Annotated in this window: 25 protein-coding genes and 1 other RNA gene; 19 read left to right on the top strand and 7 right to left on the bottom strand. The window is 65.2% G+C overall.

Going from position 1 to position 26769, the window contains the following annotated elements; all coding sequences use genetic code 11:
- The 3 genes from HUK82_RS04220 to HUK82_RS04210 form a co-directional block, all read left to right on the top strand.
- Positions 1–506, top strand: a 506-nt coding sequence (locus HUK82_RS04220) for an SPOR domain-containing protein (RefSeq protein ID WP_176612752.1), incomplete at its 5' end; no start/stop codon positions are given.
- Positions 507–678: 172 nt separating this feature from the next.
- Positions 679–3216, top strand: a complete 2538-nt coding sequence (locus tag HUK82_RS04215; RefSeq protein ID WP_176612756.1) for a glycosyltransferase family 2 protein — start codon at positions 679–681, stop codon at positions 3214–3216.
- Complete coding sequence (locus tag HUK82_RS04210) at positions 3213–4373, top strand: glycosyltransferase family 2 protein (RefSeq protein ID WP_176612751.1); 1161 nt, start codon at positions 3213–3215, stop codon at positions 4371–4373. Before HUK82_RS04215 ends, HUK82_RS04210 begins: the two co-directional genes overlap by 4 nt.
- Before the next feature lie 15 nt (positions 4374–4388).
- Here HUK82_RS04210 and HUK82_RS04205 read toward each other — a convergent pair whose 3' ends face one another.
- From HUK82_RS04205 to ssrA, 4 genes are all read right to left on the bottom strand, one after another.
- Positions 4389–4781: a VOC family protein gene (locus HUK82_RS04205; protein ID WP_176612750.1), complete on the bottom strand. Its 393-nt coding sequence runs from the start codon at positions 4779–4781 to the stop codon at positions 4389–4391.
- Between the two features lie 32 nt (positions 4782–4813).
- Entirely contained in the window at positions 4814–6472 is a 1659-nt protein-coding gene (locus HUK82_RS04200) for a fumarate hydratase (protein WP_176612749.1), read from the bottom strand.
- Positions 6473–6581: 109 nt separating this feature from the next.
- A complete protein-coding gene (locus tag HUK82_RS04195) occupies positions 6582–7127 on the bottom strand; it encodes an SspB family protein (RefSeq protein ID WP_176612748.1) in 546 nt (181 codons plus the stop codon).
- Positions 7128–7276: 149 nt separating this feature from the next.
- Positions 7277–7600: a transfer-messenger RNA gene (gene ssrA, locus HUK82_RS04190) on the bottom strand.
- A 37-nt stretch (positions 7601–7637) separates the two neighbouring features.
- Between ssrA and thyX the strand changes: the two genes are divergently transcribed.
- The gene (gene thyX, locus HUK82_RS04185) at positions 7638–8555 is read left to right on the top strand and encodes an FAD-dependent thymidylate synthase (RefSeq protein ID WP_176612747.1); all 918 of its coding nucleotides are present in this window, start codon (positions 7638–7640) and stop codon (positions 8553–8555) included.
- Between the two features lie 11 nt (positions 8556–8566).
- Positions 8567–8809 (top strand): hypothetical protein, encoded by a 243-nt coding sequence (locus HUK82_RS04180; protein WP_176612746.1) that lies wholly within the window; start codon positions 8567–8569, stop codon positions 8807–8809.
- Positions 8810–8812: 3 nt separating this feature from the next.
- Here HUK82_RS04180 and HUK82_RS04175 read toward each other — a convergent pair whose 3' ends face one another.
- Positions 8813–10981: a glycosyltransferase gene (locus tag HUK82_RS04175; RefSeq protein ID WP_176612745.1), complete on the bottom strand. Its 2169-nt coding sequence runs from the start codon at positions 10979–10981 to the stop codon at positions 8813–8815.
- A gap of 83 nt (positions 10982–11064) precedes the next feature.
- Positions 11065–12516, bottom strand: a complete 1452-nt coding sequence (gene xylB, locus HUK82_RS04170; RefSeq protein ID WP_176612744.1) for a xylulokinase — start codon at positions 12514–12516, stop codon at positions 11065–11067.
- 301 nt (positions 12517–12817) lie between these two features.
- Between xylB and pqqA the strand changes: the two genes are divergently transcribed.
- The 11 genes from pqqA to HUK82_RS04115 all read left to right on the top strand — a co-directional run bounded on the left by pqqA (position 12818) and on the right by HUK82_RS04115 (position 19943).
- Entirely contained in the window at positions 12818–12898 is an 81-nt protein-coding gene (pqqA, locus tag HUK82_RS04165; RefSeq protein ID WP_176612755.1) for a pyrroloquinoline quinone precursor peptide PqqA, read from the top strand.
- A gap of 88 nt (positions 12899–12986) precedes the next feature.
- On the top strand, positions 12987–13910 hold the full coding sequence (pqqB, locus tag HUK82_RS04160) for a pyrroloquinoline quinone biosynthesis protein PqqB (RefSeq protein WP_176612743.1): 924 nt from the start codon (positions 12987–12989) through the stop codon (positions 13908–13910).
- A complete protein-coding gene (pqqC, locus tag HUK82_RS04155; RefSeq protein WP_176612742.1) occupies positions 13907–14662 on the top strand; it encodes a pyrroloquinoline-quinone synthase PqqC in 756 nt (251 codons plus the stop codon). Before pqqB ends, pqqC begins: the two co-directional genes overlap by 4 nt.
- Positions 14659–14931: a pyrroloquinoline quinone biosynthesis peptide chaperone PqqD gene (gene pqqD / locus HUK82_RS04150; protein ID WP_176612741.1), complete on the top strand. Its 273-nt coding sequence runs from the start codon at positions 14659–14661 to the stop codon at positions 14929–14931. Before pqqC ends, pqqD begins: the two co-directional genes overlap by 4 nt.
- Positions 14928–16025, top strand: coding sequence for a pyrroloquinoline quinone biosynthesis protein PqqE (pqqE, locus tag HUK82_RS04145; protein ID WP_176612740.1), 1098 nt, complete (start codon positions 14928–14930; stop codon positions 16023–16025). The genes pqqD and pqqE overlap by 4 nt, the downstream gene beginning before the upstream one ends.
- 8 nt (positions 16026–16033) lie before the next feature.
- Positions 16034–16261 (top strand): hypothetical protein, encoded by a 228-nt coding sequence (locus tag HUK82_RS04140; RefSeq protein WP_176612739.1) that lies wholly within the window; start codon positions 16034–16036, stop codon positions 16259–16261.
- Between the two features lie 137 nt (positions 16262–16398).
- Positions 16399–16542, top strand: a complete 144-nt coding sequence (locus tag HUK82_RS04135; protein WP_176612738.1) for a hypothetical protein — start codon at positions 16399–16401, stop codon at positions 16540–16542.
- A 75-nt stretch (positions 16543–16617) separates the two neighbouring features.
- Positions 16618–17022 carry a flagellar biosynthesis repressor FlbT gene (locus HUK82_RS04130; RefSeq protein ID WP_176612737.1) on the top strand — a complete coding sequence of 135 codons (405 nt, stop codon included), beginning with the start codon at positions 16618–16620 and terminating at the stop codon, positions 17020–17022.
- 121 nt (positions 17023–17143) lie between these two features.
- Positions 17144–18211 carry an ABC transporter substrate-binding protein gene (locus HUK82_RS04125; RefSeq protein WP_176612736.1) on the top strand — a complete coding sequence of 356 codons (1068 nt, stop codon included), beginning with the start codon at positions 17144–17146 and terminating at the stop codon, positions 18209–18211.
- Entirely contained in the window at positions 18208–19194 is a 987-nt protein-coding gene (locus tag HUK82_RS04120; protein ID WP_176612735.1) for a FecCD family ABC transporter permease, read from the top strand. Before HUK82_RS04125 ends, HUK82_RS04120 begins: the two co-directional genes overlap by 4 nt.
- Positions 19191–19943 carry an ABC transporter ATP-binding protein gene (locus HUK82_RS04115; RefSeq protein WP_176612734.1) on the top strand — a complete coding sequence of 251 codons (753 nt, stop codon included), beginning with the start codon at positions 19191–19193 and terminating at the stop codon, positions 19941–19943. Before HUK82_RS04120 ends, HUK82_RS04115 begins: the two co-directional genes overlap by 4 nt.
- Here HUK82_RS04115 and HUK82_RS04110 read toward each other — a convergent pair.
- The gene (locus tag HUK82_RS04110; protein WP_212648109.1) at positions 19910–20818 is read right to left on the bottom strand and encodes a TetR/AcrR family transcriptional regulator; all 909 of its coding nucleotides are present in this window, start codon (positions 20816–20818) and stop codon (positions 19910–19912) included. The two genes, HUK82_RS04115 and HUK82_RS04110, sit on opposite strands and share 34 nt — an antisense overlap.
- Positions 20819–20925: 107 nt before the next feature.
- Here HUK82_RS04110 and HUK82_RS04105 point away from each other — a divergent pair, with 107 nt between their 5' ends.
- Genes HUK82_RS04105 through HUK82_RS04095 form a run of 3 tightly spaced genes read left to right on the top strand, consistent with a single transcriptional unit; the run spans position 20926 to position 26710 of the window.
- The gene (locus HUK82_RS04105) at positions 20926–22014 is read left to right on the top strand and encodes an efflux RND transporter periplasmic adaptor subunit (RefSeq protein ID WP_246495628.1); all 1089 of its coding nucleotides are present in this window, start codon (positions 20926–20928) and stop codon (positions 22012–22014) included.
- Between the two features lie 6 nt (positions 22015–22020).
- Positions 22021–25179, top strand: coding sequence for an efflux RND transporter permease subunit (locus tag HUK82_RS04100; protein ID WP_176612732.1), 3159 nt, complete (start codon positions 22021–22023; stop codon positions 25177–25179).
- Positions 25180–25183: 4 nt separating this feature from the next.
- On the top strand, positions 25184–26710 hold the full coding sequence (locus HUK82_RS04095) for an efflux transporter outer membrane subunit (protein ID WP_176612731.1): 1527 nt from the start codon (positions 25184–25186) through the stop codon (positions 26708–26710).
- The last annotated feature ends 59 nt before the right edge of the window (positions 26711–26769 follow it).

The raw sequence follows: 26769 nt of genomic DNA, 5'->3' as shown, positions 1-26769 counted from the left end.
CCGCCTCGGCCGAGGGCGATCTACCGGCGGACGGCGCTGCACCGACCTCCTTGCCAGCCTACACGCCGCCGCCCGCAGCCGCCCCCGCGCCTCAGGCGCCGCCAATGGGCGCTCCATTACCACCACCCCAAGCCACGGCCGCACCGCCTCTGTCGATACAGGCTGGCGCCGCGCCGACGCTCAACACACCTACGAAAACCGGCATTCAGGTCACCGGTTTCCGCCCGTCGGCAGCACCGGTTCAGGTGCCGGATTATGGCGCCTGGTCCGTACAGGTGGGCGCATTCGCAGCCCAGGGTCAGGCACGGTTTGCCAACACGATCGCACGGCAGGCCGCATTTGATGACCTGTCTGGCGCGCAGAGCATGGTCCAGACCGTCTCATCCGGCGGCCGCATGCTCTATCGTGCCCGCCTGACCGGTCTGTCCCGTGCAGCTGCGGCACATGCGTGCAGCCAGATGGCGCGTCAGGGCCTCGGCTGCATGGCCGTGCCGCCGGGCCACTGACGCATCGGTGTCCCGCCGCCTCCACTCTTCCGGCACATCGCGCCCCATGCGTGCCCGCAATACGCTTGTGTGCGGTCCGGTCGTAGTTGACCAACGGAGTTGACGCAGGTCTTAATAGATGGCCTGTCCGGGCGTCCTGCCGTATCCTCTCCGGAGTAGCCCCTTGACTTCGATGCCCCTGTCCAATCGCTTCACGGGTCACTTTGACGGTCTGGTCGACGGCATGGCCCGTGGGTGGGCGATCGACGGCCTGCACCACACAACGCCCACCTGGCTGCATGTCCTCATCGACGGTCAGGAAGTCGGCCGGATCGAATGCAACGCCCCCCGTAACGACGTGCAGGAAGCGGGCGGGCTGCAGACCAATCGCGTCGGGTTCGAATTCGCGCTGCCCGATACCTTTGTCGACGGACAGCCGCACACCCTGTCCTTGCGCTTTCCCGACCGCTTGCCGCTGCCAATGGAGCTGACATCGGACGGCACCCCCTCGGCCACGGAAATCACGTTCACCGTCCGCACGGTTTACCAGTTCAATTCGTATGTCGACGGCTACAAGCACGGTGCGCTGCGCGGCTGGGTGCAGCGGATCAACCCACGCACCGGCGAACGGACGGGCGGATGCGAGATCGCCGTCACGATGGACGGGGTTCGCTTCACGCAGTGCCGGGCAGACCGCTATCGCGGAGACGTGGCAGCGGCCGTCGGCGGCGACCCGAACTGCGGTTTCGAAATCCGGATTCCACCCCAGCGCAAGCGCACCGGACAGGTCACGTTTCGCTTCACGGTGGTGCCCGACGACGTGGAACTCGATGGCGGCCCCATCGTCACCTCGATCGTCGAGGACGCTCTTGAAGGCAAACTTCTTGACCTGACCAGCACGGTTGAGCGCCTTCATCGGGAAATCAAGACGTTGCGCTCGGCACTGGTCGATCTGTTGCCGACACCGGGCTTTACTCTGGGGGATTACGATCGGTGGGCACGCCAGTATTACCCCGCGCTTCGTGAACGTGTGGCCGCCGAACGCGCACTGCGCGGGCCGAGTTATAACGAGCCGCTGGTCAGCGTCATCTGCCCGACCTACAAGCCGGAAATGCCGGATTTCACCGCGGCGGTCGACTCGGTTCTCAACCAGACCTATCGCAACTGGGAACTGCTGATCGTCGATGACGGTGGCAAGTGCCCCGCCACCGCCGCCCGTATCAAAGCGTACAGCGAGCAGGACAGCCGCATCCGCCCCATCACCCTGAAGAAGAACGTCGGTATCGCCGGCGCGACGAACGCGGGCATCGAGGCCGCGAAGGGCGAATGGATTGCGTTCTTCGATCACGACGACCTGCTTGTCGACGTGGCGCTGGAGGTGATGATCGCCCGCGCGAAGGCCAGCCACGCCGAGGTGCTGTATTCCGACGAGGACAAGATCGATCAGGCCGGATACTTTCTCGAACCTAACCTGAAGCCGGACTTCAACTATCGTTATCTGCTCGGCTGCAACTATATCTGCCACCTGCTGGTGGTCCGGCGTGACGTACTCGACCGGACCGGCGCGCTGGCCACGCGCTACGACGGCGCGCAGGACCATGACCTGATCCTGCGTCTGACCGAGACAGTGCCGCACGATCGCATCCTTCATGTCCCCGAAGTGCTGTATCACTGGCGCAAGACCGCCAACTCCACAGCCGTTCGCGTCGACAACAAGACCTATGCGATCGACTCCGGCATTCGCGCGGTCGGCGATCACCTCAAGCGACTGGGCCACAAGGCGAAGGTCAGCTCCATTCGCGGCCTCACTTTGTATCATGTCGGCTGGGCTCCCGACCCGCGGGCCAGTGTGACCATCATCATTCCGTTCAAGGACCAGATCGAGACGACGCGCGAATGCGTCGAACGCGTTTTGACCAAGACGAAGCACAAGAAATTCGACGTCATTCTGGTCGACAACTGGTCCGTGACACAGGAAGCACGCGATTTCTGCGCGCTGATCGAACGCGACCCGCGCGTGAGTGTTCTTCGCGTGGAAGAAGACTTCAATTTCTCCCGTCTCAACAATCTCGCCGCCGTGCGCAGCACGTCGGACTTCCTGTTCTTCATGAACAACGATCTGTTCGTTGACGATCCGAACTGGCTGTCGATCGTCATCGCCGAAGCTCAGTCCGACCCCAACATTGCCGCCGTTGGTGGAAAGTTCTTCTATCCCAACGGTATGATCCAGCATGTCGGCGTCGCGGTTGGGCCTGCGGGTATCGCCGCGCATGTGCATCGCGGGCTGCCGGATGGCGACTACGGCTATATCGGCCGCGCAGTCCTGTCGCATGACGTCACCGCGGTAACCGCCGCCGGCATGCTGGTCCGTCGCGCCTGTTTCGAGGCCGTGGGCGGTTTCGACGAAAAAAGCCTCACGGTTGCCTACAACGATGTCGATCTGTGCCTCAAGCTGCGGTCCAAGGGCTGGCGCATCATCCAGTGCAACGAATTCACTGCCGTTCATCACGAAAGCCTGTCGCGCGGCTCCGACGATCGCCCGGAGCACGAAGCCCGGTTCTTCCGGGAGACACAGGCGCTGCTCGACCGGTGGGGCCAGACCGATCTGTTCCGACGGGACCCGGCCTATTCACCACATTTCACCGTCGATCTGCAGACGTTCTACGATCTGACGCCGCCCGTGCGGGCGGCGGCGGCGGCGGACATTGAGATGACCAGAGCTACCTCTTGAGCGAAGCGACGAACGGGCGCTGGCATCATTCGATTGATGAAGTCGCGTTCGAAAACGGAGCCCTGAAGGTCGGCGGCTGGATCCATCAGGAAGGCCGACCGGACGCCATCACCGAAGGCTGGCTGGTGTTCGGCGACGGCTGTTCGGAGTCGATCGCCGTCCCGGTCGGCCGTCCCAGCCCCGACGTCGCCCCCCTGTTCGGCGGCCAGGCCGCGCATGCGCGCTTCGAGGTCATCACCCCCGTGCCGCAGGACCTGTCGCGCGATACCCTCGCCTACGGAGCGCTTGTGTTCCGCACGGCCGATGGCACCGATGTCGAACTGCCGCTGACCACGGTCCCGGCGCGCGCCAGTCCCCTCGGCACCGTGCCGTTGCGCGATCTTCGGATCGGTCTGGGGATCACCACCTACAATCGCTGCGACCATCTGCGCGACCTTCTGGACGCCGTGCGCCGCACCACGTCGCTGGATCTCGAGATCGTGGTGGCCGATGACGGGTCGAGCGACGACACGCGCGCGTATCTGGCCAACGAGGCACCCGATGTCGACGCCATCTGCGCGGACAATCGCGGCATCGCGTGGAACAAGAACCGCGCCCTTTTCCATCTCTGGCTGACACGACGCTGCGACGTCGTCCTGCTGATCGAGGACGACGTACGCCCGGCGCGCCAGGGGTGGGACATCGAGTGGGCGCTTGCGACGCTGGCATACGGGCACGTCAATTACGCGCCGCCCTGGTTCTTCCGTGAGCCGATGGAGGGTGCGGGCCGATGGTACAAACCGTTCGACGCCCACATCGTGTCCGGCCAGTTCTGTGGTTTTTCCGCCGAAGCCCTGTCTTATGTCGGGTTTCTCGACACGCGTTTCGGCCGTTACGGGCACGAGCACGTCGAACATACGCTGCGCATGATCCGGGCCGGCTTCGGCGGCACCAACCTTGTGCCCGGCGCCCGGGACAGCCGCTTCCTGCTGATGAACGGCGGCCTGGACGTCGTCGATTCGACCTCCTCCCACTCGGCGGAGGCGGTGGAGCGCAACGCGACGGTGTTCGACGCCATCTGGAACGAAAGCGTGCACCGCTGGGCCTGGCGTACGGATGAGGAAATGCTGGCCTTCAAGGCAGAGATGGAGGGATGCCGCCTGCGCGAGACGCGCTAGGCGGCGTGTGTCGACTTACCCCTGATAGGACGCAATCTCGATCAGGTTGCCGTCAGGATCGTGACAATAGACCGATGTCGTCGGCCCGAGCGCACCGAGGCGTGCGACCGGCCCTTCGGTCACGTGCACGCCACGTTCGCGCAGATGTTCGACCACGTCCGCGCTGGTCACCGCCGTGACGAAGCACAGGTCGGCCGTGCCGGGCAGCGCGTCGTCGGCCGTCTCCCACCCGTCGGCGTCGAGGGGGCGCAGGTTGATCTTCTGACCGCCGAATTTCAGCGCCGTCCGACTCTTGCGTCCATATTCCTCGCGCTCCATGCCCAGAACATGCTGATACCACGATGCCGACACGTCGAGATTGCGAACGGTCAGCACCACGTGGTCGAGTCGGTCTACGGTAAAGCGCATGGGCGGGCTCCGGTTGGGCGCTGGCGCGCCGGTCAGGTCAGCCCATCATAGAAATCATGTCCCTTGTCGTCGATGACGATAAAGGCGGGGAAATCCTCGACCTCGATCTTCCAGACCGCTTCCATGCCAAGCTCGGGATATTCCAGCACGTCAACCTTGCGGATGCAGTCCTGTGCCAGACGCGCCGCCGGACCACCGACGGATCCCAGATAGAAGCCGCCATATTTCTGGCACGCATCTTTGACCGCGCGCGAACGGTTGCCCTTGGCCAGCATCACGAACGAACCGCCATTGGCCTGCAGCATATCGACATAACTGTCCATACGCCCCGCGGTGGTCGGTCCAAACGACCCGGTGGGCATGCCTTCGGGCGTCTTCGCCGGTCCGGCGTAATAGACGGGGTGGTCCTTCAGATAGTGCGGCAGCCCCTCGCCGCGCTCCAGCCGCTCACGGAACTTCGCATGGGCGATATCGCGCGCGACGACCACCGTGCCCGTCAGCGCCAGCCGCGTCTTGACCGGATAACGCGACAGAAGCGCGCGGATCTCGCTCATCGGCTGGTTGAGATCGACCTTCACGACCTCCCCACCCAGATGGGCATGCGTCGTGTCCGGCAGGAAACGCGCCGGATCGGTTTCGAGCTGTTCGAGAAACACCCCCTCCACCGTCACCTTGGCGCGAATCTGGCGATCGGCGGAGCACGACACACCCATGCCCACCGGCAGCGACGCCCCGTGGCGCGGCAGACGCACGATCCGCACGTCGTGACAGAAATACTTGCCGCCGAACTGCGCCCCGATGCCCAGATGCTGGGTCAGCTTGTGCACCTCGGCTTCGAGGGCGACGTCGCGGAACGCATGGCCGGTTGGGCTGCCTTCGGTCGGCAGCGAATCCAGCCACTTGGTCGACGCCAGCTTGACGGTCTTGAGCGTCTGCTCGGCCGACATGCCGCCGATGACGATCGCCAGATGATAGGGCGGGCAGGCCGAGGTGCCGAGCGTGCGGATCTTGGTGCCCAGCCATTCCAGCAGTTTGTCCTTCGTCGACAGAAGGGCGCGCGTTTCCTGGAACAGGAATGTCTTGTTGGCGGACCCGCCCCCCTTGGCGATGAACATCAGTTCCATCTCTTCGGGGTGAACATCGCCGGGGCTAGCCATCAGGTCGCACTGCACCGGCAGATTGGTGCCGGTATTGACCTCCTCGAACATGGTCAGCGGCGCCATCTGGGAGTAGCGCAGGCTGGTGCGCGTGTAGGTATCGTAGACCCCGCGCGAGAAGGCCTCCTCCTCGTTACCCTCGACCCAGACGCGCTGTCCCTTTTTACCGAAGACGATGGCCGTGCCGGTATCTTGGCACATCGGAAGGACGCCACCGGCCGAAATGCAGGCGTTTTTCAGCAGATCGAGCGCCACGAAACGGTCGTTGTCAGACGCCTCAGGGTCTTTCAGGATGGCCGCAAGCTGCGCCAGATGGGCCGGACGCAGCAGATGGGCCACCTCGTGAAAGGCCCGCGCGGCCAGTTCGGACAGTGTCGCCGGTTCCACATGGACGATGGTGCGGCCCTGGTGCGTGCTGGTGGACACCCCCGCCAGATCGAGCTTGCGGTACGGGGTCGCGTCGGCGCCCGGTGCAATCACGGGATCGAACACGAAAGGCTTGGCAGCCGGGGCAGGCTTGGTCACGACGGTCATGGACGTTGCTCCTGTATTTGAAGGCCGCCCATGACTCTGTTCGGGTTCTTGCGGGGGCCGGAAGATCGGGCTGGAACGCCCGGCTCCCTCCGGGCGTCCCGCGAGGTGGTCAGGTCGAGGACGGCCCCCGCTTGCGGAACGCGTCAAGCGAGACGACCTGCGGCGCGGCGACGTCGTCGCCCTCCGCCTTGTCGTCGGCGACTTCGGTTACGGCATCCCCATCCCCGGTGCCGGCTTCGTCCGCGGTCTCGTCCTCGCTAAGGGTAAAGCGCAGGGCCATCTGGATCGACGGGTCGGCGAAGGCGGTCACCGCGGCGACGGGGATCGACAGAATGCTGCCGGTGCCCCCGAAGGACAGGCCGACCGAAATCACGCCGGCGGCGTGATCGACCTTCAGGTCCCAGAACTGGTGCTGCAGAACGATGGTCATTTCATGCGGGTACTGGGCCCGCAGGCGCGGCGGAATGACGACGCCAGTCCAGTCCGTGCGAAACGTGATGTAGAAATGGTGCTCGCCGGGCAGGCCGTGCACGGCGGCATGGTCGAGGGCACGCAGCATGACCTGCCGGTAGGCGTCCTCGATCCAGCGATCGTAGGGCAGGAGGGAGTCCGGTATCAGTCCGTCGAAACCGGATTCGTCGCTGTCGTCGGTCATATCTGACTCTGTTCCATCGGGGCGCTGGCGCCGCGTCTGTGGGAGTTTGCCCAAGCCATGCGTCAAACCCGTCGCGCTGACAAGGGTGGCGGACGCGCACCAGCGTCACAGTGCGTGCGAAACGGTGGGCCAGCCGGCAGGGCCGAAGGTGGGAGGGCTTCTGTTGCCCGGTGCCTCCCGAACCGCGCTTGTCACTTATGCAGCGACAGCGAGCACCTCAGAGTTATCATTGGCACTTGTGATTTAGCCCGATGACGGTGGTACAATGCCGGGCAAAAGATATGTCTTTACCACGCGCGTCGAGCCTGTTTCGTCCCCGCATGGCCGCCCCGCTGACGCGGCTTGACTGGTGGAGACGCCGGGCACTGCCCCCGGGTCCGCAACGATTATTCCACATACCGTTTATCGCCATAGCCAAGGGCAAGCCCTCCGGCACGCCTGATATAGGCTGTGTTCCGGGGACCGGCAAGACCCCTTCCCCGGGAGACCCCTGGCCGCCTATAAGGGGCCATGCCACTGACCGACGCCCAACGCACCGATATCGAAACCCAGCGCGCCGCCAGCGCGACTACGCGCCGCGCGACCGTGCCCGCGCTGGAAGAGCGCCTGTTCGAGGCCGTCCCGCTGCTGGACCATGGCTTCCTGCGCGTCATCGACTACATGGGGGACGATAGCGCCATCGTGCAGGCCGCGCGCGTGTCCTATGGACGCGGCACCCGCAAGGTCAGCGAGGACGCGGGCCTGATCCGCTATCTGATGCGCCACCGCCACTCCACGCCGTTCGAGATGTGCGAGATCAAGTTCCATGTGAAGCTGCCGATCTTCGTCGCGCGCCAGTGGATCCGCCACCGCATGGCCAGCGTGAACGAGTACTCCGCGCGTTATTCGATCCTGGACCGGGAATTCTATCTCCCCGCACCCGAACAGCTGGCGGCGCAGAGTGCCAGCAACCGTCAGGGCCGCGCCGAGACACTGCCGCCCGCGACCGCCGGACGCGTGATGGACATGCTGCGCGGCGACGCGATGCAGTGCTTCACCCACTACGAGACGATGCTGAACACCGACGAGGACGGAATCGGTCTGGCGCGCGAACTGGCGCGGATGAACCTAACGCTGAACACCTACACGCAGTGGTACTGGAAGATCGACCTGCACAATCTGATGCATTTCATCGCGCTGCGGATCGACCCGCACGCGCAGTATGAAATCCGTGTCTATGCCGAAGCGATGCTCGATATCCTGCGCGCCTGGGTGCCTGCCGCCGCCGCCGCGTTCGAGGATTACCGCGTCGGCGCCTTCACCCTGTCGTCGGGAATGCTGGACGCCTTGCGCCGGATGCTCGACGGCGATGCCGTGACGGCCGAGAATTCCGGGCTGAGCCGGCGCGAATTCACCGAGATGATGGCAGCCCTGGGCCGCACGGCCTGACCGGCCGGACCATGAGTGATTATGACGAGATTTTCGGTGACGACCAGCCGCCTTCGCCGCGCCCTCCCGAACCGCCGCTGAAGCCGCGGCCCGGCTACTGGCTGCTGATCGGGCTCAGCGTCGCTCTGGTTGCGATCTGGGCATGGCTGACCTTCGTCCTGCCGCCGGTGCCCAAGACCTATCTTAACCTCTGCCCGCCGGGAAACCATACGGCTCTGTGCCCGAACCACCTGCCAAGCCCGGCTCGGCCCTGACCGTCAGAGATCGCGCTGTCGGGCGGCTTCGTCAAACAGCGACAGCCACGGATGACGCGCCCCGACGTGCGCCACGACACGCTGCTTGTGCTCCGCGCGCTCGGTCACGTCGTTGGTCATGGCCGTGCCATGCAGCCTATAATGGGCCAGTATTTCACTATGATGTACGCCGTGCAGGCCTTGTTCGGCGAAACAGCACCACAGGTCGTAATCTTCCCAGCCCATCGCATCGCGCCGGACATAGTATCCTCCGACCGCGGCCCACGCCCATGTCGCTACCATGGCCATCGCGTCGACGGAATTGGCACCAACGAAGCCCAGAGGCCCCACACGGCTGCGGCCGAGCCACGTGACCTCCCGGCCACCGACCTGCTTGATCACCGGGTAGGCATAGGCCGCATGGTGGGCGCGAATCGTGCTCAGGAGGCGTTCGCAGGCCAGCGGCAGCAGGACATTATCGGCATCGAGCTGCATCGCGTAGGCCGTCTCGACCGCGTTCATGCCGATGTTGCGCGCGCCCCCGAGACCGCAGTTGCGATCGGACTGCAGGACGACGACGCGGTTGAACCGCGACCGATTGTCCTCGCACCATGCCACGATCACCTCGGGCGCGCCGTCCTGCGACCCGTCATCGACCACGATCAGGTCGAGCGCGGTCAGGGTCTGGGCCGCGACCGACTCCAGCGCCTCGCGCACGAAGCGGGCATAGTTGTAACAGGTCACCACGACCGACACGGCGGCCTGACCCAACTGGTCGCAGGCATACAGCACATGGTGCGACGGCACGTCGGGCGCACGCCAAGCGGGATCGGCGGCCCGGCGCAGCAACAGCTCCGCGCTGTCGGCCGCCGCGCGTTCGGATGACAGGCCGGCCAGATAAGTATGGAGCGCACGCGCCTGTCGCTCGATCCCGTAATGGGCCAGCACGTGCCATCGCGCGGCCCGCCCAAGGGCACGCGCGCGCCCCGGATCGGCGATCAGGCCGCGCAACGCAGCCTCCCACTCCTCCGAGGACGTCGCCAGCAGACCCGTCTCACCGTGCCGGATCGCCTCACGGAACGTCTCGGTCGCCGAGGCGATGCAGGGCACGTCGCACAGCGCGGCCTCGGTGTATTTGATCTCGCTCTTGGCCTCACAAAACGGATTACCGATGTCCAGCGGCGCGATGGACACGTCGAACCGCGCCAGTTCGCGCGCGAACTCGTCGAACGGCACGCTTACCCGCCATTCAATCTGCCGCTCCAGGCCCTCGAACGCAGGGAATTCCTCCAGCAGCAGCAGGGGGGCATCGCCGGACACGGCCCGAAACAACACCAGGCGCGCGTGCGCGACATCGCGCAGCACGGCGGCGATGGCCGGTGCCGCGACCGCGAAGTCGCGCTGGTGAGAGCGCGTTCCCGCCGCGTAGCCGATGCGAAACAGCCCGTCGCCCGGCAGCTGCGCCCGCGTGCGCGCCGCGACCCGCGACACGTCGCGCTGACGGGGGCTGAACGTATTGGGCAGCACCAGACCGACGGGACGAAAGGCGCGCAGGGCACGGGCCAGCGGGCGCGTGGTGGAAAACGCCGCATCGGACGCCGACAGGGTGCGCTGCTCGTCCAGGAACCAGTGCGACCACTGCGACTCGGTCTGGCCGTCGGCACTGTTGGTGCGTATGCCGTCGATGATGTGCGGCCGCGCCAGTTCGGGCAGGACGATCAGGTCGTCCACGTCGAAGACGACGTGCGCGGGCGCGGGCCGGTTCCGGGCCAGATCGAGCATCGTGTGCACATGCGTCGAGTATGCGACGCGCCACAGAACCAGCACCTCGGCCCAGGCGACACTGTCCGGCCCCACATCGCCGAGGGCGATGATCCGGGCCTCGTGCCCCGCCATACGAACCGCTTCGGCCTGATGCTCGCACCGATAGATGTGCCCGGGTGTCGAGGGTTCGGCACTGACGAACAGCACGCGTCGACCGGTGTCCCGGAGCCGGGCCGAGGGCGGCGGCGGCAGGGGTTCTTCCTCCACGGTGATCGGAGAGACGATATCATCCCCCGGCACCCCGGACACGGCTGGCCGCAGAGCCTCGCGCGCGGCGCGCGCGCCAAGGGCTGCGGCGCGGAGCATCGGCAGACGGTCAGCCGCACGCCGGTAGGCAAGACGCCAGAGGGGCAGTCGCTGTCGGCTCACCACTAACTCCTTGTCGGACAACGCACATTCCCTAACGAAGGCACCCGGTCGTCGCAAGGTCGCCTCCGCCGCCGCAACGATCCTTACAGCGATCGTATCGCGGGATAGACCGTACGATACCGCGCGTAGGCCTGATCATAGGCGGCCCGAAGCGAAGGGTCCGGCGTTATGCTTTCCAGCCGCTCGGGCGGCGTGCACACCGACTCCACCGCCTCGCCGGTTGCCGCGATCCGGGCCAGCCGCGCCGCGCCGAACGCGCCCCCGGTTTCGCCCTGCGCCAGCCTGTGCAGCGTGATCCCAAGGGTCGCGGCGATAATCTCGACCCAGACGCGACTTTTCGAGCCACCCCCGATGACGTCGGCCTCCGTCACGGTGCTGCCGGCGGCACGCAGCCCCTCCAGCGCGTCGCGCAGCGAAAACGCGACCCCTTCCAGAACCGCCTGCGTCAGCGCCGCACGATCGGTGTCCTGGGCCAGATGGACGAACGCGCCGCGTACGGCACCATCGTTGTGCGGCGTTCGTTCGCCCGACAGATAGGGCGCGAAGAGCGCCGTGCCTGGTGCCTCGATACGCTCGGGCACTTCGGCGATCAGATCGCCCTCCGATCGCCCCGCGATACGACTCCACCATGCCAGCGAGGCCGCGGCGGACAGAGTCACGCCCATCTGATGCCACGTATCGGGCACGGTGTGACAGAACGCATGCACGGCGTCGCCCGCATTGGGCCGGAACCGGTCCGTCGTCGCCCACACAACACCCGACGTCCCCAGCGAGACGAAGGACTGTCCGGGCTTTACCGCCCCCAGCCCGACGGCGCCGGCGGCGTTGTCCCCGGCGCTTCCGGCGACCACCGGCGCGCTCGCCATGCCCCACCGTTGCACCAGTTCGGGCAGCAACTGTCCCGCAGGCGCCGTGCCCTCCACCAGACGCGGCATCGCGCGCTCGTCCAGGCCGGTCGCGTCCAGTGCCGCCCGCGACCAGCGCCTGGCCCCGACGTCGAGCCACAGCGTGCCCGAGGCATCGGACATGTCCTCGATCTTCTCGCCGGTCAGCATCAGACGAACCCACGCCTTCGGCAGAAGCACCGTGCGGGTCCGGGCGAAAATCTCCGGCTCGTGCGCCTTGACCCACAGCAGCTTGGGCGCGGTGAAGCCGGGCATCGCGAGATTGCCCGTAACCTGCCGCGAGTCGGGAAAGGCGGCCTCGAACGCCGCGCATTCGGCCACGCTGCGCACGTCGTTCCACAGGATGCAGGGCCGCAGGACAGCGTCGCCTGCGTCCAGCAGCACCGCGCCGTGCTGTTGCCCGGAGAGACCGATACCCCGGACCGCGGCCATCGCGGCGGGGTGCTCGGCCGCCAGCCGATCGCACGCGGCGAGCAGCGCCGTCCACCAGTCGGCCGGGTCCTGCTCGCTCCAACCCGGATGCGGGTTGGACACCCGCAGCGATTCGGTGTGGCTGGCGACGACGCGCTGCGCCTCGTCCACGAGGAGTACCTTGATGCCGGAGGTTCCGAGATCGATGCCGATGAACATGCGTATGCACTTTCCGTGTCTTGTGCGTCAGCGGTGCACCAACCGCCCGACGTCTGGCGATCAAGGATCGTCCGCCGACGGCGATCGTGCAACGCGCGGTCGGGGCCGCACGCGCGGATATGGCGCGGGACGGCGGACGGTCGATCGTTCAACAAAACGTGACCATACACAATGTCGGCCATTACATGTCGCCAACGCATATCCACGCGGAAAAACGGACTTGCACAGGGTGGCGAAACGGTCGCAGGCTGCCGAGGAGTTCGCATCACTGGGCGGACGCTGTTCAATCAGGAGATATCCCATGGCCTGGACCACCCCGAAGATCACCGAAGTTCCGCTGGGCGCGGAGATCAACAGCTATGTGTGCGGCCAGAAGAAGTAAGGCCGCCGCCAGGACCCACCAGGTTCATGAGTAGTCCTGCCGGGGCCGTCCGTTTGACACGGGCGGCCCCGGATTGCATTGGCGTCCCATGATTGACCTGATCGTCCTCGGGGCCGCCGCCGGCGGCGGCTTCCCACAGTGGAATTCCAACGCGGAAGGCTGCCGTCGCGCACGCGCCGGCGACCCCGCCGCCCCGCCGCGGTCACAGGCGTCGATCGCGATCAGCGGCGACGGGCACAACTGGTTCGTGGTCAACGCATCGCCCGATCTTCGGGCCCAGATCACCGCCACACCGGCCCTCCATCCCCGTGAGGGGCTGCGTTCTACGCCGCTGCAGGGCGTGATCCTGACGGGCGGCGAGGTCGATACGATCGCCGGACTGCTGACATTGCGCGAGCGCGAGCCTTTCACGGTGTTCGCCGATCCGCGTGTTCTGGCCATGCTCGACGCCAATCCGATTTTCGAGGCCCTGAACCGGGAGATCGTGGCGCGGGTCGCGATGCCCCACGACACGGGTTTCCCGCTGCCGCTCAAGGACGGTCGTCTTTCGGGACTGATCGTCACCAGTTTCTCCGTTCCCGGCAAGGTGCCGCTGTACGCCGAGTCCGTGGCCGATCCCGCCGCCCTGATCGACAACGGCGAGACGGTGGGGCTGGACATCACCGACGGGTCGCGTCGCATCGTGTTCATTCCGGGCTGTGCCGCGTTGAATGACGCCGTCCGCGCGCGTGTCGAGGGCGCGGATGCGGTGCTGTTCGACGGCACGCTCTGGCGCGACGACGAGATGATCGCGGCGGGACTCGGGCCCAAAACCGGGCGACGGATGGGCCATCTGTCGGTCTCGGGCGAGGACGGCGTGATGGCGCTGCTGGCCCCGCACGCGATCGGTCGGCGTATCTTCATCCATATCAACAACTCCAACCCGATTCTTCTGGCCGATTCCGCCGAGCGGGCGGCCGTCGGCGAGGCCGGGTGGGAGGTTGCCTTCGACGGCATGAGAGTGACCCTATGACCGCGACCAACCCAACGCTTCTGAGCGCCGATGAACTCGAACAGGCGCTGCGCGCGATCGGCGCGGAACGGTACCATAACCGTCATCCGTTCCATCGCGCCCTGCACGACGGCAAGCTGAACCGGGCGCAGGTTCAGGCTTGGGCGCTCAATCGCTATTATTATCAGGCCCGTATCCCGGCCAAGGACGCGACCTTGCTGGCGCGTCTGCCGACCGCGGAGCTGCGCCGCGAGTGGCGGCGCCGGATCGAGGATCACGATGGCGACGCCCCGGGCACGGGCGGCGTGGCGCGCTGGCTCAAGCTGACCGATGGGCTGGGTCTGGAGGAAGGGTACGTCACGTCGCTGGACGGGCTGTTGCCGGCAACGCGCTTTGCCGTCGACGCCTATGTCGAATTCGTGCGCGACCGCTCCATTCTGGAGGCCATTGCCTCCTCCCTGACCGAGCTGTTTTCGCCCACGATCATCTCCGAACGCGTCTCGGGCATGTTGCGTCACTACGACTTCGTAACGCCCGAGACGCTCGCCTATTTCACGCCGCGCCTGACGCAGGCGCCCCGCGATTCCGATTTCGCGCTGGCCTATGTGCGCGAGCACGCCACGACGCCCCAGACGCAGCAGGCTGTTCTGGAGGCCCTGCGCTTCAAATGCAGCATCCTGTGGTCGATGCTCGATGCGCTTGACTACGCCTATGTGGCACCGGCGCGCGTGCCGCCCGGCGCTTTCGTGCCCGGGACGGACGCGGCGCGATGAGTGCCGAGGGCGACATCCTGCGTTTCGCGCGCGGCTATCGCCTTCAGCACGACTGCGTGCGGACCCAATGGGTCATTCAGGCGCCGGAAAAGGCGTTCGTCGCCGACCCCATCGCCGGGGAGGTCCTGCAACTGGTTGACGGACAGCGGTCCGTGGGCACGATCATCGACCTTCTGGCCGAAAAATTCACAGCACCGCGCGGTGTCATCGCGGGGGACGTTCTGGCTCTGGTCTCCGACCTGACGGACCGCCGTGTGCTGGTGCCATGACCGCGCAAACGCCACCGCCGCCCATGAGCCTTCTGGCGGAGCTGACGCATCGGTGTCCGCTGCAGTGCCCCTACTGCTCCAATCCGGTGGCCCTCGACCCCCGCGCGGGTGAGCTGACGGCCGACATCTGGAAACGCGTGTTCGACGAGGCCGCAGCGTTGGGCGTGTTGCAGGTGCATTTCTCGGGGGGCGAACCCATGGCGCGCCCGGACCTGCCAGAGCTGGTCGCCCATGCCTCGTCGCTCGGGCTTTACACGAACCTGATCACCTCCGGCGTCCTGATGGACAAAGCCGCGCTGGATGCGCTGGTCGCCGCGGGCCTCGACCATGTCCAGTTGTCCTTTCAGGACATCGACCCCGAGAGCGCCGAGCATATCGGCGGGATGAAGGGTGCACAGTCCCGCAAACTGCGCGCGGCCGACCTGATGATGGCGGACGGCATTCCCCTGACCCTGAACTTCGTCATCCATCGCGCGAACGCCGGGCGCGTGCCCGCGATGCTCGCCTATGCCGAACGCCTGGGCGTGGCGCGCGTCGAAATCGCCCACACGCAATATTACGGCTGGGGCCTGCGCAACCGGGCGGCGCTGCTGCCGACGCGCGTTCAGCTGGAGACCGTGACGCGCGAGGTCGAGGCCGCGCGCGCGCGTCTTGGCCATCGCCTGGCCATCGACTACGTCACGCCGGATTACTACGCGGACCAGCCCAAGCCCTGCATGGGCGGGTGGGGCCGGCGCTTCGTCAACATTTCACCGGTCGGCCGTGTCCTGCCGTGTCACGCGGCCGAGACGATTCCCAATGTCGCTTTTCCCGACATTCGCGACGCGTCGCTGGCCGATATCTGGAACTACGCGCCGCTGTTCACCATGTTTCGCGGCACGGCCTGGATGCCTGAACCCTGCGCGGGCTGCGCACTCAAGGAGGTCGACTGGGGCGGTTGCCGGTGTCAGGCCCTCGCCCTGGCCGGAGATGCCTCGGCGACGGACCCGATCTGCGCGCGCTCGCCCCGTCATCGGGACATCGGGCTTATCCTGGACGACCTGCCGGCCGAGGTCCCGCCCTTCGTCTACCGACGCTACGGCTCGGCTCGCTGAGGTATGCGGTGACACCGGACGATATCGACGAGTGGCTGGAATGCTGGGTGGAAGACCACCTCGCGGGGCACGCGAACGCGGGTGATCCGACCATCGATGCGCTGGTCGCGCGCTGCATCGCGGACGCCGCCCACGCGGGAATCGGCGAAGCCGCCCTTCGGTCAGCGTGTGGCGGCGACCTGCGCGCGTTTCTGGCGGACGAACATGACGCGATCATTCCCCCCGACGGTTTCTGAGCGCACGTTTTTCGTTGCGGATCGTTGTTAATATTTGGTTAAGATGAGGATGGTCGGCATCCTGCCGGGAACTCGCTTCATTCCCGCCGCAATCCCCGGCCATCACTCGGCATCAGACAGTAACAGGAGGCTTCGCCATGAACCACGACGATCGCTTTCCGCCTAAGGATGATCGTGACGCTCGCACCTCGGTGCCGCATCACACCGCCGACGCCGATGCTCATGATGTGTGGACCACTGCCGCCGTGGAATGGGTGTCCGACGCGCACGAGCATTTCTGATCCGTTAACCAGATCTTAGTCTTCTGCCCCCAGGGTGGTGCCTGCGAAACACGCAGCATCTCCTGGGGGTTCTTCATGGCGGGACTGGGCATACGCCTTGACGCCGGCGACAAACTTATCGTCAACGGCGCAGCCATTCATTTTGTCACTGCGGCGCAGATCCGTCTGGCCAATCGGGCCCGTTTCCTGTTCGGGCGCCAGATCATGGCCCCCGATGAGGTCACGACCCCGGCGCGACGCCTGTATTACGCGCTCCAGACCGCTTACGTCGGCACGGAGAGAGAGCGTGCGATGGCGCTGGAGGAGGCGACATTCTACGCCGCGACCTTTTCGGCTGAGACGACGTCCGACACCGCCCGGACGATGATCGCTTCCGCGATGGACGCGGCGCGTCACGGCGACGGCTACCGGGCCCTGACCTTCGCGCGCCGGATCGTCCGGCACGAGGACGCTGTCTTCGCGCATGCCGCATCGGAATGACCGCCGCACGCCAGAACTGTCCCCCCTGACCGAAACTCCCGAAATGCCGGCCTCTTGACCCTCGTGGTTGATCCTGCGCGTTTATATGCCGACGAATACAACCGACGGATGGACGCACGTCATGGCACGCGGAACACAGAACGAGCGGCGACGAAGGTCCGGACGTGCGCGTGCCGCCTTCGCGGGCATCGCGGCGCTGGTGCTGACCGACGCGACGACCCTCGCCGCCCGCACCGTGACGGACATGAGGGGACACCAAGTCTCTATCCCCGACCATCCCGCGCGGATCGCCGATCTGTGGTACGCCCATAACGAACTGGTCGTGATGCTGGGCGGAGCCGCGCGCATCGCGGCGACGGTCGACACCCCCTCGCGCCAGCCATGGATGTTCCGCTTCGCGCCTGACCTGAAAAAGGCCGTCGCACTCGACAATCCGATGCCCAACACGGAGACCCTGCTGGGCGCCGGGGTCGATCTGGCGTTCTATCCGTCCAGTGAGGCCGTGCGCACGGCATTGACCCAGGCGAATATCCCCGCACTCGCCATGGACTTTCAGGACTTTGACGGTCTGGCGCACGCCGTGACCCTGACCGCCGATGTTCTCGACACGCCGTTGGCCCAGCAACGCGCGACGCTGTACACCACGACCCTGAACGAACGTATCCGCTCGCTGCGGGCCAGAACCGGCGCTCTGACGGAGTCACAACGACCGCGCGTCCTGCATCTCCTGTCTCTCCATCCTTTGAAGGTCGACGGTCGCGGCACGATCATCGATCAGTGGATCACCCTGGCCGGCGGTCGCAATGCGGCGGACATCACCGGCGTGCAAAAGCCCGTCACGATCGAGCAGATCGTTGCCTGGAATCCGGAGGTGATCATCATCGGCAGCGCGGCCGGACCGTTCGACCCCAACGCGGATGGCGGCCTGTGGCGATCGGTGGCCGCCGTGCGGTCTGGTCGGGTGGTGCCCAACCCCGCCGGCGTCTTTCCGTGGGATCGCTACGGATCGGAGAGTCTGCTGCAGCTTTCCTGGGCGGCGGCCCTGCTGCATCCGGACATGTTTCGAGCTTCCGACATACCCGGCCTCGTGCGCGCGTTCTATCGCACCTATTTCGATGTCACGTTGTCCGAGGACGATCTGCATCGTATCCTGATCGGCGCTCCACCATCGGCTGCCGACACCCCTTGAAGGCATGCCTCGCCCGGGCGCTGGCCCTCGTGATCGTCGCCGCCGCCCTGTCCCTGTGCGTCGGGCGGCTGACCCTGTCGCCGGTGCAGCTCTGGACAGGTGCGGTGCGTCATCATGGCGCGGACGCGGACACGGCCGCCGCCCTGGTGTGGCACGTGCGTTTGCCGCGCGTTCTTGGTGCACTGTGCGTGGGGGCGGCATTATCGGTCTCGGGCGCGACGTACCAGATCGTTTTTCGTAACCCGCTTGTGTCCCCCGGACTCCTCGGCGTGTTGGCCGGGGCCGGATTCGGGGCCGCGTCCGCGATCGTGTGCGGACAGCACGGCGTCACGGTCGAGCTGGGCGCGGTGCTGGGCGGGATGCTCGCGGCCGGACTCGCGATCCTGATCGCGCAGCTGTTCGACGCGGAGTCGCTTCTGATGCTGGTCTTCGGGGGCCTGATCGCCACGGCGCTGTTCACCGCGCTGCTGTCCAGCCTGCAATACATGGCCGATCCGGAACGGCAGTTGCCCGATATCGTGTTCTGGCTGCTCGGCAGTCTGGCCGCCGTCACCACGGGGCAGATCCCGCCGCTTCTGGCCGTCCTCATGCCCGGGCTCGTGCTCCTTCTGGCGGGCGCACGCCTTCTGGATGCGCTGGCCCTGGGCGATGACGAGGCACGAGCGCTGGGCATTCCGGTCCGCGCGGTCCGGCTCGGCGCGTTGATCGTGGCAACCATGTTGTCGGTCGTCACCGTCTCAGTCGTCGGCATGATCGGTTGGGTGGGGCTGGTGGTGCCGCATCTGGCTCGGCTTCTGGTCGGGCCACGCGCGGCCCCCCTGCTCGGAATGAGTGCGTTGATCGGCGGTCTGTTCCTGCTGGTCTGCGACGACATCGCCCGGGGTGCCACGCGCCAGGAGATTCCGGTGGGCATCGTGGCCGACCTTCTGGGTGTCGCGGTGTTTCTCGCCCTGCTGCGTCTGCGGCGCGTGCTCTGGGCATGACCGCCGCCCTGCTGAGCGCCGAGCATATCGGGCTGCGGCGTGGCCCGCGCACGGTGCTGAAGGATATCAGCGTCACGCTTCGGGCCGGTGAGCGCGTCGCACTGCTGGGGCCCAACGGTGCGGGGAAGACGTCGCTGTTGCGCGTGCTGCTGGGACTTGTGCCGCCGGATACCGGGCACGTATGGCTGGGCGCGACGCGGCTGCGGGATCTGCCGCGACAGGCCATCGCACGGACGATGGCCTATGTGCCGCAGGCCCATCAGATGCATTTCCCCTATCGCGTGCGCGATGTCGTGGCCCTTGGGCGCATCGGGCAGGCCGGCCTTCTGCGCGGTGCCGTCTTGCCCGATACCGGCGCGGATGCCGCCGCGATGTCGGCGTTGCGCCGGATGCGGTCGGAGCACCTCGCCGATCGGGCGTTCCCGGCCCTGTCGGGCGGCGAACGACAGGCCGTACTGCTCGCCCGCGCTCTTGTGCAGGGGGCGCGCGTGCTTGTGCTCGACGAACCGGAAACGGGCCTGGACTGGGGGCAGCAGCAGCATCTGGCGATGCTCCTGGCCGAACTCGCCCGGCAGGGCCACACCGTTCTGGCCACGACGCATGACCCCGTGCGCGCGCGCGAGCGCTTCGATCACGCCCTGCTGCTACGCGACGGACGCCTCATGGCCGACGGCCCGGTGGCGCGCGTCCTGACGGACGGTGCGATCGACGCGCTCTACACGAATGTGGGAAGAAGCCCCGAGGGCTGAGGCGACTGCGCAACCGCGCGGAGAAACAGGCGCACCGCGCGGCGAATGCTGACCGCGCGTTCTTCCGGCGACGGAACGTCGTAGCAACACATCAGCGACCCGAGAAGAAGCTCTCCCACCGACATGCCGAACATCTGGCGCGCGGCCTCCTGAGGATCGTCGATGTCGAGGCGGCCCGCAGCCTTCTGGTCGTGCATCCAGACCCAAAGGATGTTCTTCTTGTGCGAAATCTCGATCTGGTTGCGCAGGATGCGACGAATATCCTCCGAATGCGACGCATCGGCGATCAGCGCGCGAACAAGGCTGAGATGGTCCTCGTCAATGATGGCGTTGCCCATATCGATCAGCAGGTGCACGAGCTGCTCTTCCAGGCCGAGCTCGCCGCGGACCTGCACGCGCTTGGGACGGAAAATCCGGTCTTCGATCACCGCCTCGAACAGGTCCTGCTTGGAGGGGTACATCTGGTAGAGCGTCTTCTTGGACATGCCCGACTTCTGAGCGACCTTGTCCATCGAGGCCGCGTGGTAGCCATTGGCGCACAGCACACTCGTGGCGGCATCGATGATCCGATCTCGGCGTTTGCACTCTTCCAACGCACGTGGACGCCCGACGCATCGCCGTTCTGTCTGTGGGGCAGAGGCCATGTCTGCGTCGATCCGGACGCGTGTGTCCATTGTCTTGTGATACTCCGTGGCAACGAATTGAAATTTACGCAGTCCCGTTTCTAGACCCATTGACGGATATTTGGAAACTGTATAGTTCCCGATCAATACGGAACCGACGGGTTTCCTTATCCTCTGCCATGCGACCCCCTGATCGCGCTGACCGGACACCGCCAGAAACGGCGGTTTTTTGCGCCGGATCGCGTTCCGCATGGCTGCCATTGCTGTGGAGCAAGGTTGTGAAAACTGTGCCTCATTGGACCCTGTGTCTGCCGCTTTCAGCGCTTTTGAGCCTCTCGGCGTGCGAAAAGAAGAAACCGATGGGCGCGCCGCCCCCGCAGGAAGTCCAGGTCCTGACGATGCAGACCCAGGCGACCGCCATCCATACCTCCCTCCCCGGCCGGACGGAGGCCTTCGAAATCGCGCAGGTGCGTCCGCAGGTCAACGGCGTCCTGCAAAAGCGATTGTTCGTCGAAGGCTCCGACGTGGTTGCGGGGCAGCAACTCTATCAGGTCGACCCGTCCATTTATCAGGCACAGTACGACGCCGACCGCGCGCAGCTTTTGCGGGCCCAGGCGTCACAGGCGACGGCCAAGGCCAAGCTGTCGCGGTACGAGCCGCTGGCCCGCGCCCACGCCGTCAGCGGTCAGGAATACGACGATGCCCTGGCGGCCGAGCGTGAGGCCGAAGCCGATATCGCCCAGGCCAAGGCCACGATGGAAACCGCCGCGACCAATCTGGCCTACACGCATGTCAACGCGCCGATTTCCGGCCGTATCGGACGCTCACTAAGCACCGTCGGCGCGCTGGTCACCGCCAACCAGACGACCCAGATCGCAACCGTCACCCGTCTGGACCCGATCTATGTCGACGTTAATCTGGCCGCGACCGACCTATTGCGCTTCCAGCGTGAACTCGCGAACGGGCGGTTGCAGCGGGCGGACGGCAACGCCGCAGCCGTCAAGCTGACCCTTGAGGACGGCTACCCATACGACCAGCCGGGCAAGCTCCAGTTCTCCGAAGTCAATGTGGACACGGCCACGTCCAGCGTCGTCGTACGCGCCCTGTTTCCCAATCCCGACCACACGCTGCTGCCCGGCATGTTCGTCCATGCGGAGATCGACGAAGGTACCGACCCGAACGCTTTCCGCGTACCCCAGCAGGCCGTGGGCCGCGATCCACACGGACAGGCGACCGTCATGATCGTTGGCGATGACAACAAGGCCATGATCCGCAACATCAAAACCGTTCAGACGGTCGATGGTGACTGGATCGTGAACGAAGGTCTGAAGAACGGTGATCGCGTGGTCATCGTGGGCAGAGCGAAGGCCGCACCAGGTGCGACCGTGCGGCCCGTGCCCTGGCAGCCGAGCGACTCCGCGCCGGATGCGGCTCAGAAAGCGGGGTAAGCACGCATGTCACGTTTCTTTATCGACCGCCCCATCTTCGCATGGGTGATAGGTCTGATCATTATGATCGTGGGCGGGCTTGCGATCACACGCCTGCCGATCGCCCAGTATCCGTCCATCGCGCCGCCGCAGATCGCCATCAGCGTGACGTATCCGGGCGCGTCGGCTGACACGGTCAACAACACGGTTGTTCGCCCGATCCTTCAGCAGATGTATGGTCTCGACCATCTCGAATACATCGCGGCGCAGTCCTACGCTTCCGGGCAGATGGAAATCGACCTGACCTTCGCGCAGGGGACCAACCCCGACATCGCGCAGGTGCAGGTGCAGAACAAGCTGCAGCTGGCACAGCCGCGCTTGCCGACCGAAGTGACGGCCCAGGGCCTGACCGTGACCAAGGCGGTGCGCAACTTCATGCTGGTCGTCGGCCTGATCTCCGAAGACAACAGCATGGATGCGTTCCAGATCTCCGACTATCTCGCGTCGAACATTTCCGATCCGCTGAGCCGCGTCACGGGCGTGGGTGATCACACCCTATTCGGGTCGGAATTCGCGATGCGAATCTGGCTCGACGCGGGTAAATTGTACAAGTACGGGCTGACGGTCGGCGACGTGCAAAGCGCGATTGAGGCCCAGAATATACAGGTCTCGTCCGGTGAGATCGGCGGCTTGCCGTCGGTCGCGGGCGCACGGCTGGACGCGACGATCATCGGCCCACAGCGCATGACCACCGTGGACGAGTTTGCCAAGATCCTGATCAAGGTTCAGCCCGACGGATCGCAGGTTCGCATCCGCGACGTCGCTCGCGTCGAGCTTGGGGCCCAGACCTACAATTTCCTCGCGACGTGGAACAATCACCCGGCAGCCGCGCTGGCGTTGAAACTGGCGCCCGGCTCGAACCAGCTTTCGACCGAAAAGGCCGTTTACGCGGAAATCCATAATCTGGAGCGCTTCTATCCGCATGGCCTGAAGACGGTCTATCCGCTCGACACCGAACCCTTCATCACGCTGTCGATCAAAGAGGTCGTGATCACGCTGGCCGAGGCCATCGCGCTGGTGTTCCTCGTCATGCTGCTGTTCCTGCAGAACTTCCGCGCGACCCTGATCCCCACGATCGCGGTGCCCGTGGTTCTGCTCGGCACGTTTGCCATTCTTGCTGTCCTTGGTTTCATCATCAACACGCTGACCATGCTCGCGATGGTTCTGGCCGTCGGCCTTCTCGTTGATGACGCGATCGTGGTGGTCGAAAACGTCGAACGCGTGATGAGCGAGCGCAAGCTGTCGCCCCGTCAGGCCGCGCGCGAGTCCATGGCGGAAATCCAGGGCGCGCTGATCGGCATCGTGTTGGTGCTAACGGCCGTGTTCCTGCCAATGGCGGCATTCGGCGGCTCGACAGGTGTGATCTACCGTCAGTTCTCCATCACGATCTGCGCCGCAATGTGGCTGTCGGTGCTTGTGGCGCTGATTTTGACACCGGCCCTGTGCGCCACGATGCTCAAACCGACCCATGGCACGGGCAATCGTTTCACGCGCTGGTTCAACCGCTCTTTCGATCGCCTTACGCTAGGGTATCAGCGCGGCGTGCAATGGCTGGTCGGCCATGTCGCCCTTTCGATCATAGCCTTCGTCCTGATTGCAGGCACCGCCGGATTCCTGTTCACACGTATCCACTCGGGATTTCTACCGGAGGAGGACCAGGCGCTGATCTTCGGTCAGGTCACAATGCCGCCTGGCTCAACGCAGGCCCAGGCCGCGGCCGTCACCCATGACGTATCCGACTACATCATGAAGACCGAGGGGAAGAACATTATCTCGGTGCTCGCACCGACCGGGTTCAATTTCGCAGCCCAGGGCCAGACTGCCGCATCCTTCTTCATCCGGCTCAAGCCCTGGGACGAACGACCCGATGCATCGCAGGCGCCGGGTGCGATCGCCATGCGCATCATGATGCATTTCTGGGGCGACCCGCGTGCCACGATTGTCGCATTCAACCCGCCGGCGGTGCTCGAACTCGGTAACGCGGCGGGTTTCGACCTCGAACTCGAGGATCGCGGGCACCTCGGGCATGCAAAACTTCTGGCGGCACGCAATCAGCTGCTGGGCATGGCCAATCAGGACCATCGCCTGTCGCGCGTGCTGCCATGGGGCATGGAAGACGCTCCGCAGTTCCACCTCGATATCGATCGTGAAAAGGCCAACTCGCTTGGTGTGACCAATGCGGATATCAACACCACGATCCAGGGGGCTTTCGGCTCGATCTATGTCAACCAGTTCCTGATGAACGACCGCGTCAAGCAGGTCTACATCCAGGGCGAGCCGCGCGACCGTCTGCTGCCGAGCGATCTTGGCAAATGGTACATTCGCAACGCGAGTAACTCGCTGGTGCAGTTGAGCGCCTTTGCATCGGCAAACTGGATTGTCGGTCCGCAGAAGGTCGAGGATTACAACGGCTACAATTCCTATGAAATCCAGGGCACGGCGGCGGCGGGCTATACGTCGGGTGACGCCATGCGGTTCATGCAGCAGTACCTCGACAAGTTGCCGGCCGGCATCAGCTACGACTGGACCGGAATTTCCTACGAACAGGCGGCCTCGGGCGGCTCCACCGGCCCGCTTTATGCCCTTGCGGGAACGGTGATCCTGTTGTGCCTAGCCGCCCTGTACGAAAGCTGGGCGATCCCGATCGCCGTGCTGCTTGTCATTCCTCTGGGCGTGCTCGGCGCCATTGCCGCGACGCTTTGGCGCGGCATGGACAACGATGTCTACTTCCAGGTTGGTCTGCTGACGACCGTCGGTCTGACCGTCAAGAATGCAATTCTGATCGTGGAATTTGCCAAGGCATTCTTCGAGAATGGTCGTTCACTGGAAGAATCGGTGCTCGAAGCCGGACGCGAGCGTCTGCGCCCCATTCTCATGACGTCGATCGCGTTCGTGCTGGGTGTGTTTCCGCTGGCCATCGCCACCGGCGCCGGTTCTGCCGCCCGGGTGGCGATCGGCACCGCGGTGGTGGGAGGCATGCTCACGGCAACGCTTCTGGCGATCTATTTCGTACCGCTGTTCTTTGTCGTGGTGCTGCGTCTGTTCCGCGTGACACGCATCAAGGACCGCGTGGACCCCTATGAGAACCGATCCGAGCCCGGCGCACCGGCGCCGCAGGAGCACTGAGGCCATGTCCACGAAAACCGTGTTCCGTGCGGCACCGCTCCTGCTCGCTGCATTGTCGGGCTGCACGCTGATCCCGACCTATCATCGTCCCCAGCTTCCGGTGTCCGGCACGTATCCCGCGGGCTCGGCCTATCGCGCCGAGCCCAAGGATCCTCGTATCCAGGCAGCAGATCTGGGATGGGAAGACTTCTTCACCGACGCCCGGCTGCGAGCACTGATCGCGCTGGCACTGCGCGAGAACCGCGACCTGCTTTCGGCGGCGACCAGCATCGAGCAGGCACAGGCGCAATACCAGATCCAGAACGCGTCGCTGTTCCCGGCTCTGGGCGTAACCGGACAAGGCCTGTTCGAGGCGCCGTCCAACAACGCGGGCTTTTCGTTCGCACCGGTCGGTGGGTCGACGATCTCGACCTTGAAATACTATTCCACCGGTTTCGGGTTTTCGTCGTACGAACTCGATCTGTTCGGCCGCATCCGCAGCCTCACGCGCGAGGCGCGTGAACAGGAGCTGTCGCAGGCTGAGAATGCCCGCAGCGTGATGATCAGCACGATCTCTCAGGTCGCTAATGCCTACATCACGTGGCTTGCCGACCGCGAACAATTGCGTATCACCAACGACACCTTGGCGTCGCAAGGAGAGACCCTGCGCCTGACGCGCCTGCAGTTCGACCACGGCGCGGCAAACCAGTTGACTCTGCGTCAGGTGGAGACCCAGGTTGAACAGGCGCAGGCAAACAAAGCGCAATACGAACGCGCTGTGGCGCAGGACGAAAACGCTCTGGTTCTTCTGGTCGGCGCGCCTCTGCCGGCTGATCTGCCGCCGCCCGCGCCGTTCGGCAGCCAGACGATGATGACCGACCTACCCGCCGGTCTGCCGTCGGATCTTCTGGAACGACGGCCGGATATCCTGTCGGCTGAACATACGCTCAAGGCGGCGAACGCGGATATCGGCGCGGCGCGCGCGAATTTCTTCCCGAAAATCACGTTGACCGCCAACGACGGCCAAAGCAGCCGCCAGTTCCGCAGCCTGTTTACGCCAGGTGGCCAGACCTGGATCGTCAATCCTCAGATCGATGTGCCGATCTTCACCTGGGGACAGGCGACGGGTAATTTGCATTACTCGAAAGCCAAGAGGGCGCAGGACGTCCGCGCCTATGAAAAGGCCATCCAGACGGCTTTTCGTGAAACGTCCGATGCGCTGGCCGCACGTTCGACCTATCTCGACCAAGACGAACGGCTGCGCGCGTTGGTGGCATCGGCGTCCGACGGCTATCAACTGGCGATGATGCGCTATCACGAAGGTACGGATTCCTATCTGACCGCGCTCGACAGCCAGCGTACGCTGTACCAAGCCCAGCAAGGCATGATCACCGTGCAGGCTGCGCGCTACGAAAACCTTGTCACACTGTATCGCGTGCTAGGCGGTGGATGGAAAAATCACACCCTTCCCCCGGGTGGTCCGCATGGTGGCGCGGTCGCCAAAACCGTGGACCGGAGCCTTGCCCGCCCACAGCCCGTGCCGCCAACCTGAGGCACGGGTGTCACATGCGACAGGGGCGCGGTTGCGTCGAGTGCCGAACTGTCGCATGT

The organism is Ameyamaea chiangmaiensis (assembly GCF_013376175.1).
Taxonomy (GTDB): domain Bacteria; phylum Pseudomonadota; class Alphaproteobacteria; order Acetobacterales; family Acetobacteraceae; genus Ameyamaea; species Ameyamaea chiangmaiensis.
Note: the sequence above shows the minus strand (reverse complement) of the source record. Positions and strands in the feature narration are given on the sequence as shown.

Excerpts from the sequence above, each read along its gene's own strand:
- HUK82_RS04215 (WP_176612756.1), top strand. The coding sequence starts at position 679 with ATGCCCCTGTCCAATCGCTTCACGGGTCACTTTGACGGTCTGGTCGAC.
- HUK82_RS04205 (WP_176612750.1), bottom strand. The coding sequence starts at position 4,781 with ATGCGCTTTACCGTAGACCGACTCGACCACGTGGTGCTGACCGTTCGC.
- HUK82_RS04200 (WP_176612749.1), bottom strand. The coding sequence starts at position 6,472 with ATGACCGTCGTGACCAAGCCTGCCCCGGCTGCCAAGCCTTTCGTGTTC.
- HUK82_RS04195 (WP_176612748.1), bottom strand. The coding sequence starts at position 7,127 with ATGACCGACGACAGCGACGAATCCGGTTTCGACGGACTGATACCGGAC.
- thyX (WP_176612747.1), top strand. The coding sequence starts at position 7,638 with ATGCCACTGACCGACGCCCAACGCACCGATATCGAAACCCAGCGCGCC.
- HUK82_RS04180 (WP_176612746.1), top strand. The coding sequence starts at position 8,567 with ATGAGTGATTATGACGAGATTTTCGGTGACGACCAGCCGCCTTCGCCG.
- xylB (WP_176612744.1), bottom strand. The coding sequence starts at position 12,516 with ATGTTCATCGGCATCGATCTCGGAACCTCCGGCATCAAGGTACTCCTC.
- pqqA (WP_176612755.1), top strand. The coding sequence starts at position 12,818 with ATGGCCTGGACCACCCCGAAGATCACCGAAGTTCCGCTGGGCGCGGAG.
- pqqB (WP_176612743.1), top strand. The coding sequence starts at position 12,987 with ATGATTGACCTGATCGTCCTCGGGGCCGCCGCCGGCGGCGGCTTCCCA.
- pqqC (WP_176612742.1), top strand. The coding sequence starts at position 13,907 with ATGACCGCGACCAACCCAACGCTTCTGAGCGCCGATGAACTCGAACAG.
- pqqD (WP_176612741.1), top strand. The coding sequence starts at position 14,659 with ATGAGTGCCGAGGGCGACATCCTGCGTTTCGCGCGCGGCTATCGCCTT.
- pqqE (WP_176612740.1), top strand. The coding sequence starts at position 14,928 with ATGACCGCGCAAACGCCACCGCCGCCCATGAGCCTTCTGGCGGAGCTG.
- HUK82_RS04135 (WP_176612738.1), top strand. The coding sequence starts at position 16,399 with ATGAACCACGACGATCGCTTTCCGCCTAAGGATGATCGTGACGCTCGC.
- HUK82_RS04130 (WP_176612737.1), top strand. The coding sequence starts at position 16,618 with ATGGCGGGACTGGGCATACGCCTTGACGCCGGCGACAAACTTATCGTC.
- HUK82_RS04125 (WP_176612736.1), top strand. The coding sequence starts at position 17,144 with ATGGCACGCGGAACACAGAACGAGCGGCGACGAAGGTCCGGACGTGCG.
- HUK82_RS04115 (WP_176612734.1), top strand. The coding sequence starts at position 19,191 with ATGACCGCCGCCCTGCTGAGCGCCGAGCATATCGGGCTGCGGCGTGGC.
- HUK82_RS04110 (WP_212648109.1), bottom strand. The coding sequence starts at position 20,818 with ATGCGGAACGCGATCCGGCGCAAAAAACCGCCGTTTCTGGCGGTGTCC.
- HUK82_RS04105 (WP_246495628.1), top strand. The coding sequence starts at position 20,926 with ATGGGCGCGCCGCCCCCGCAGGAAGTCCAGGTCCTGACGATGCAGACC.
- HUK82_RS04100 (WP_176612732.1), top strand. The coding sequence starts at position 22,021 with ATGTCACGTTTCTTTATCGACCGCCCCATCTTCGCATGGGTGATAGGT.
- HUK82_RS04095 (WP_176612731.1), top strand. The coding sequence starts at position 25,184 with ATGTCCACGAAAACCGTGTTCCGTGCGGCACCGCTCCTGCTCGCTGCA.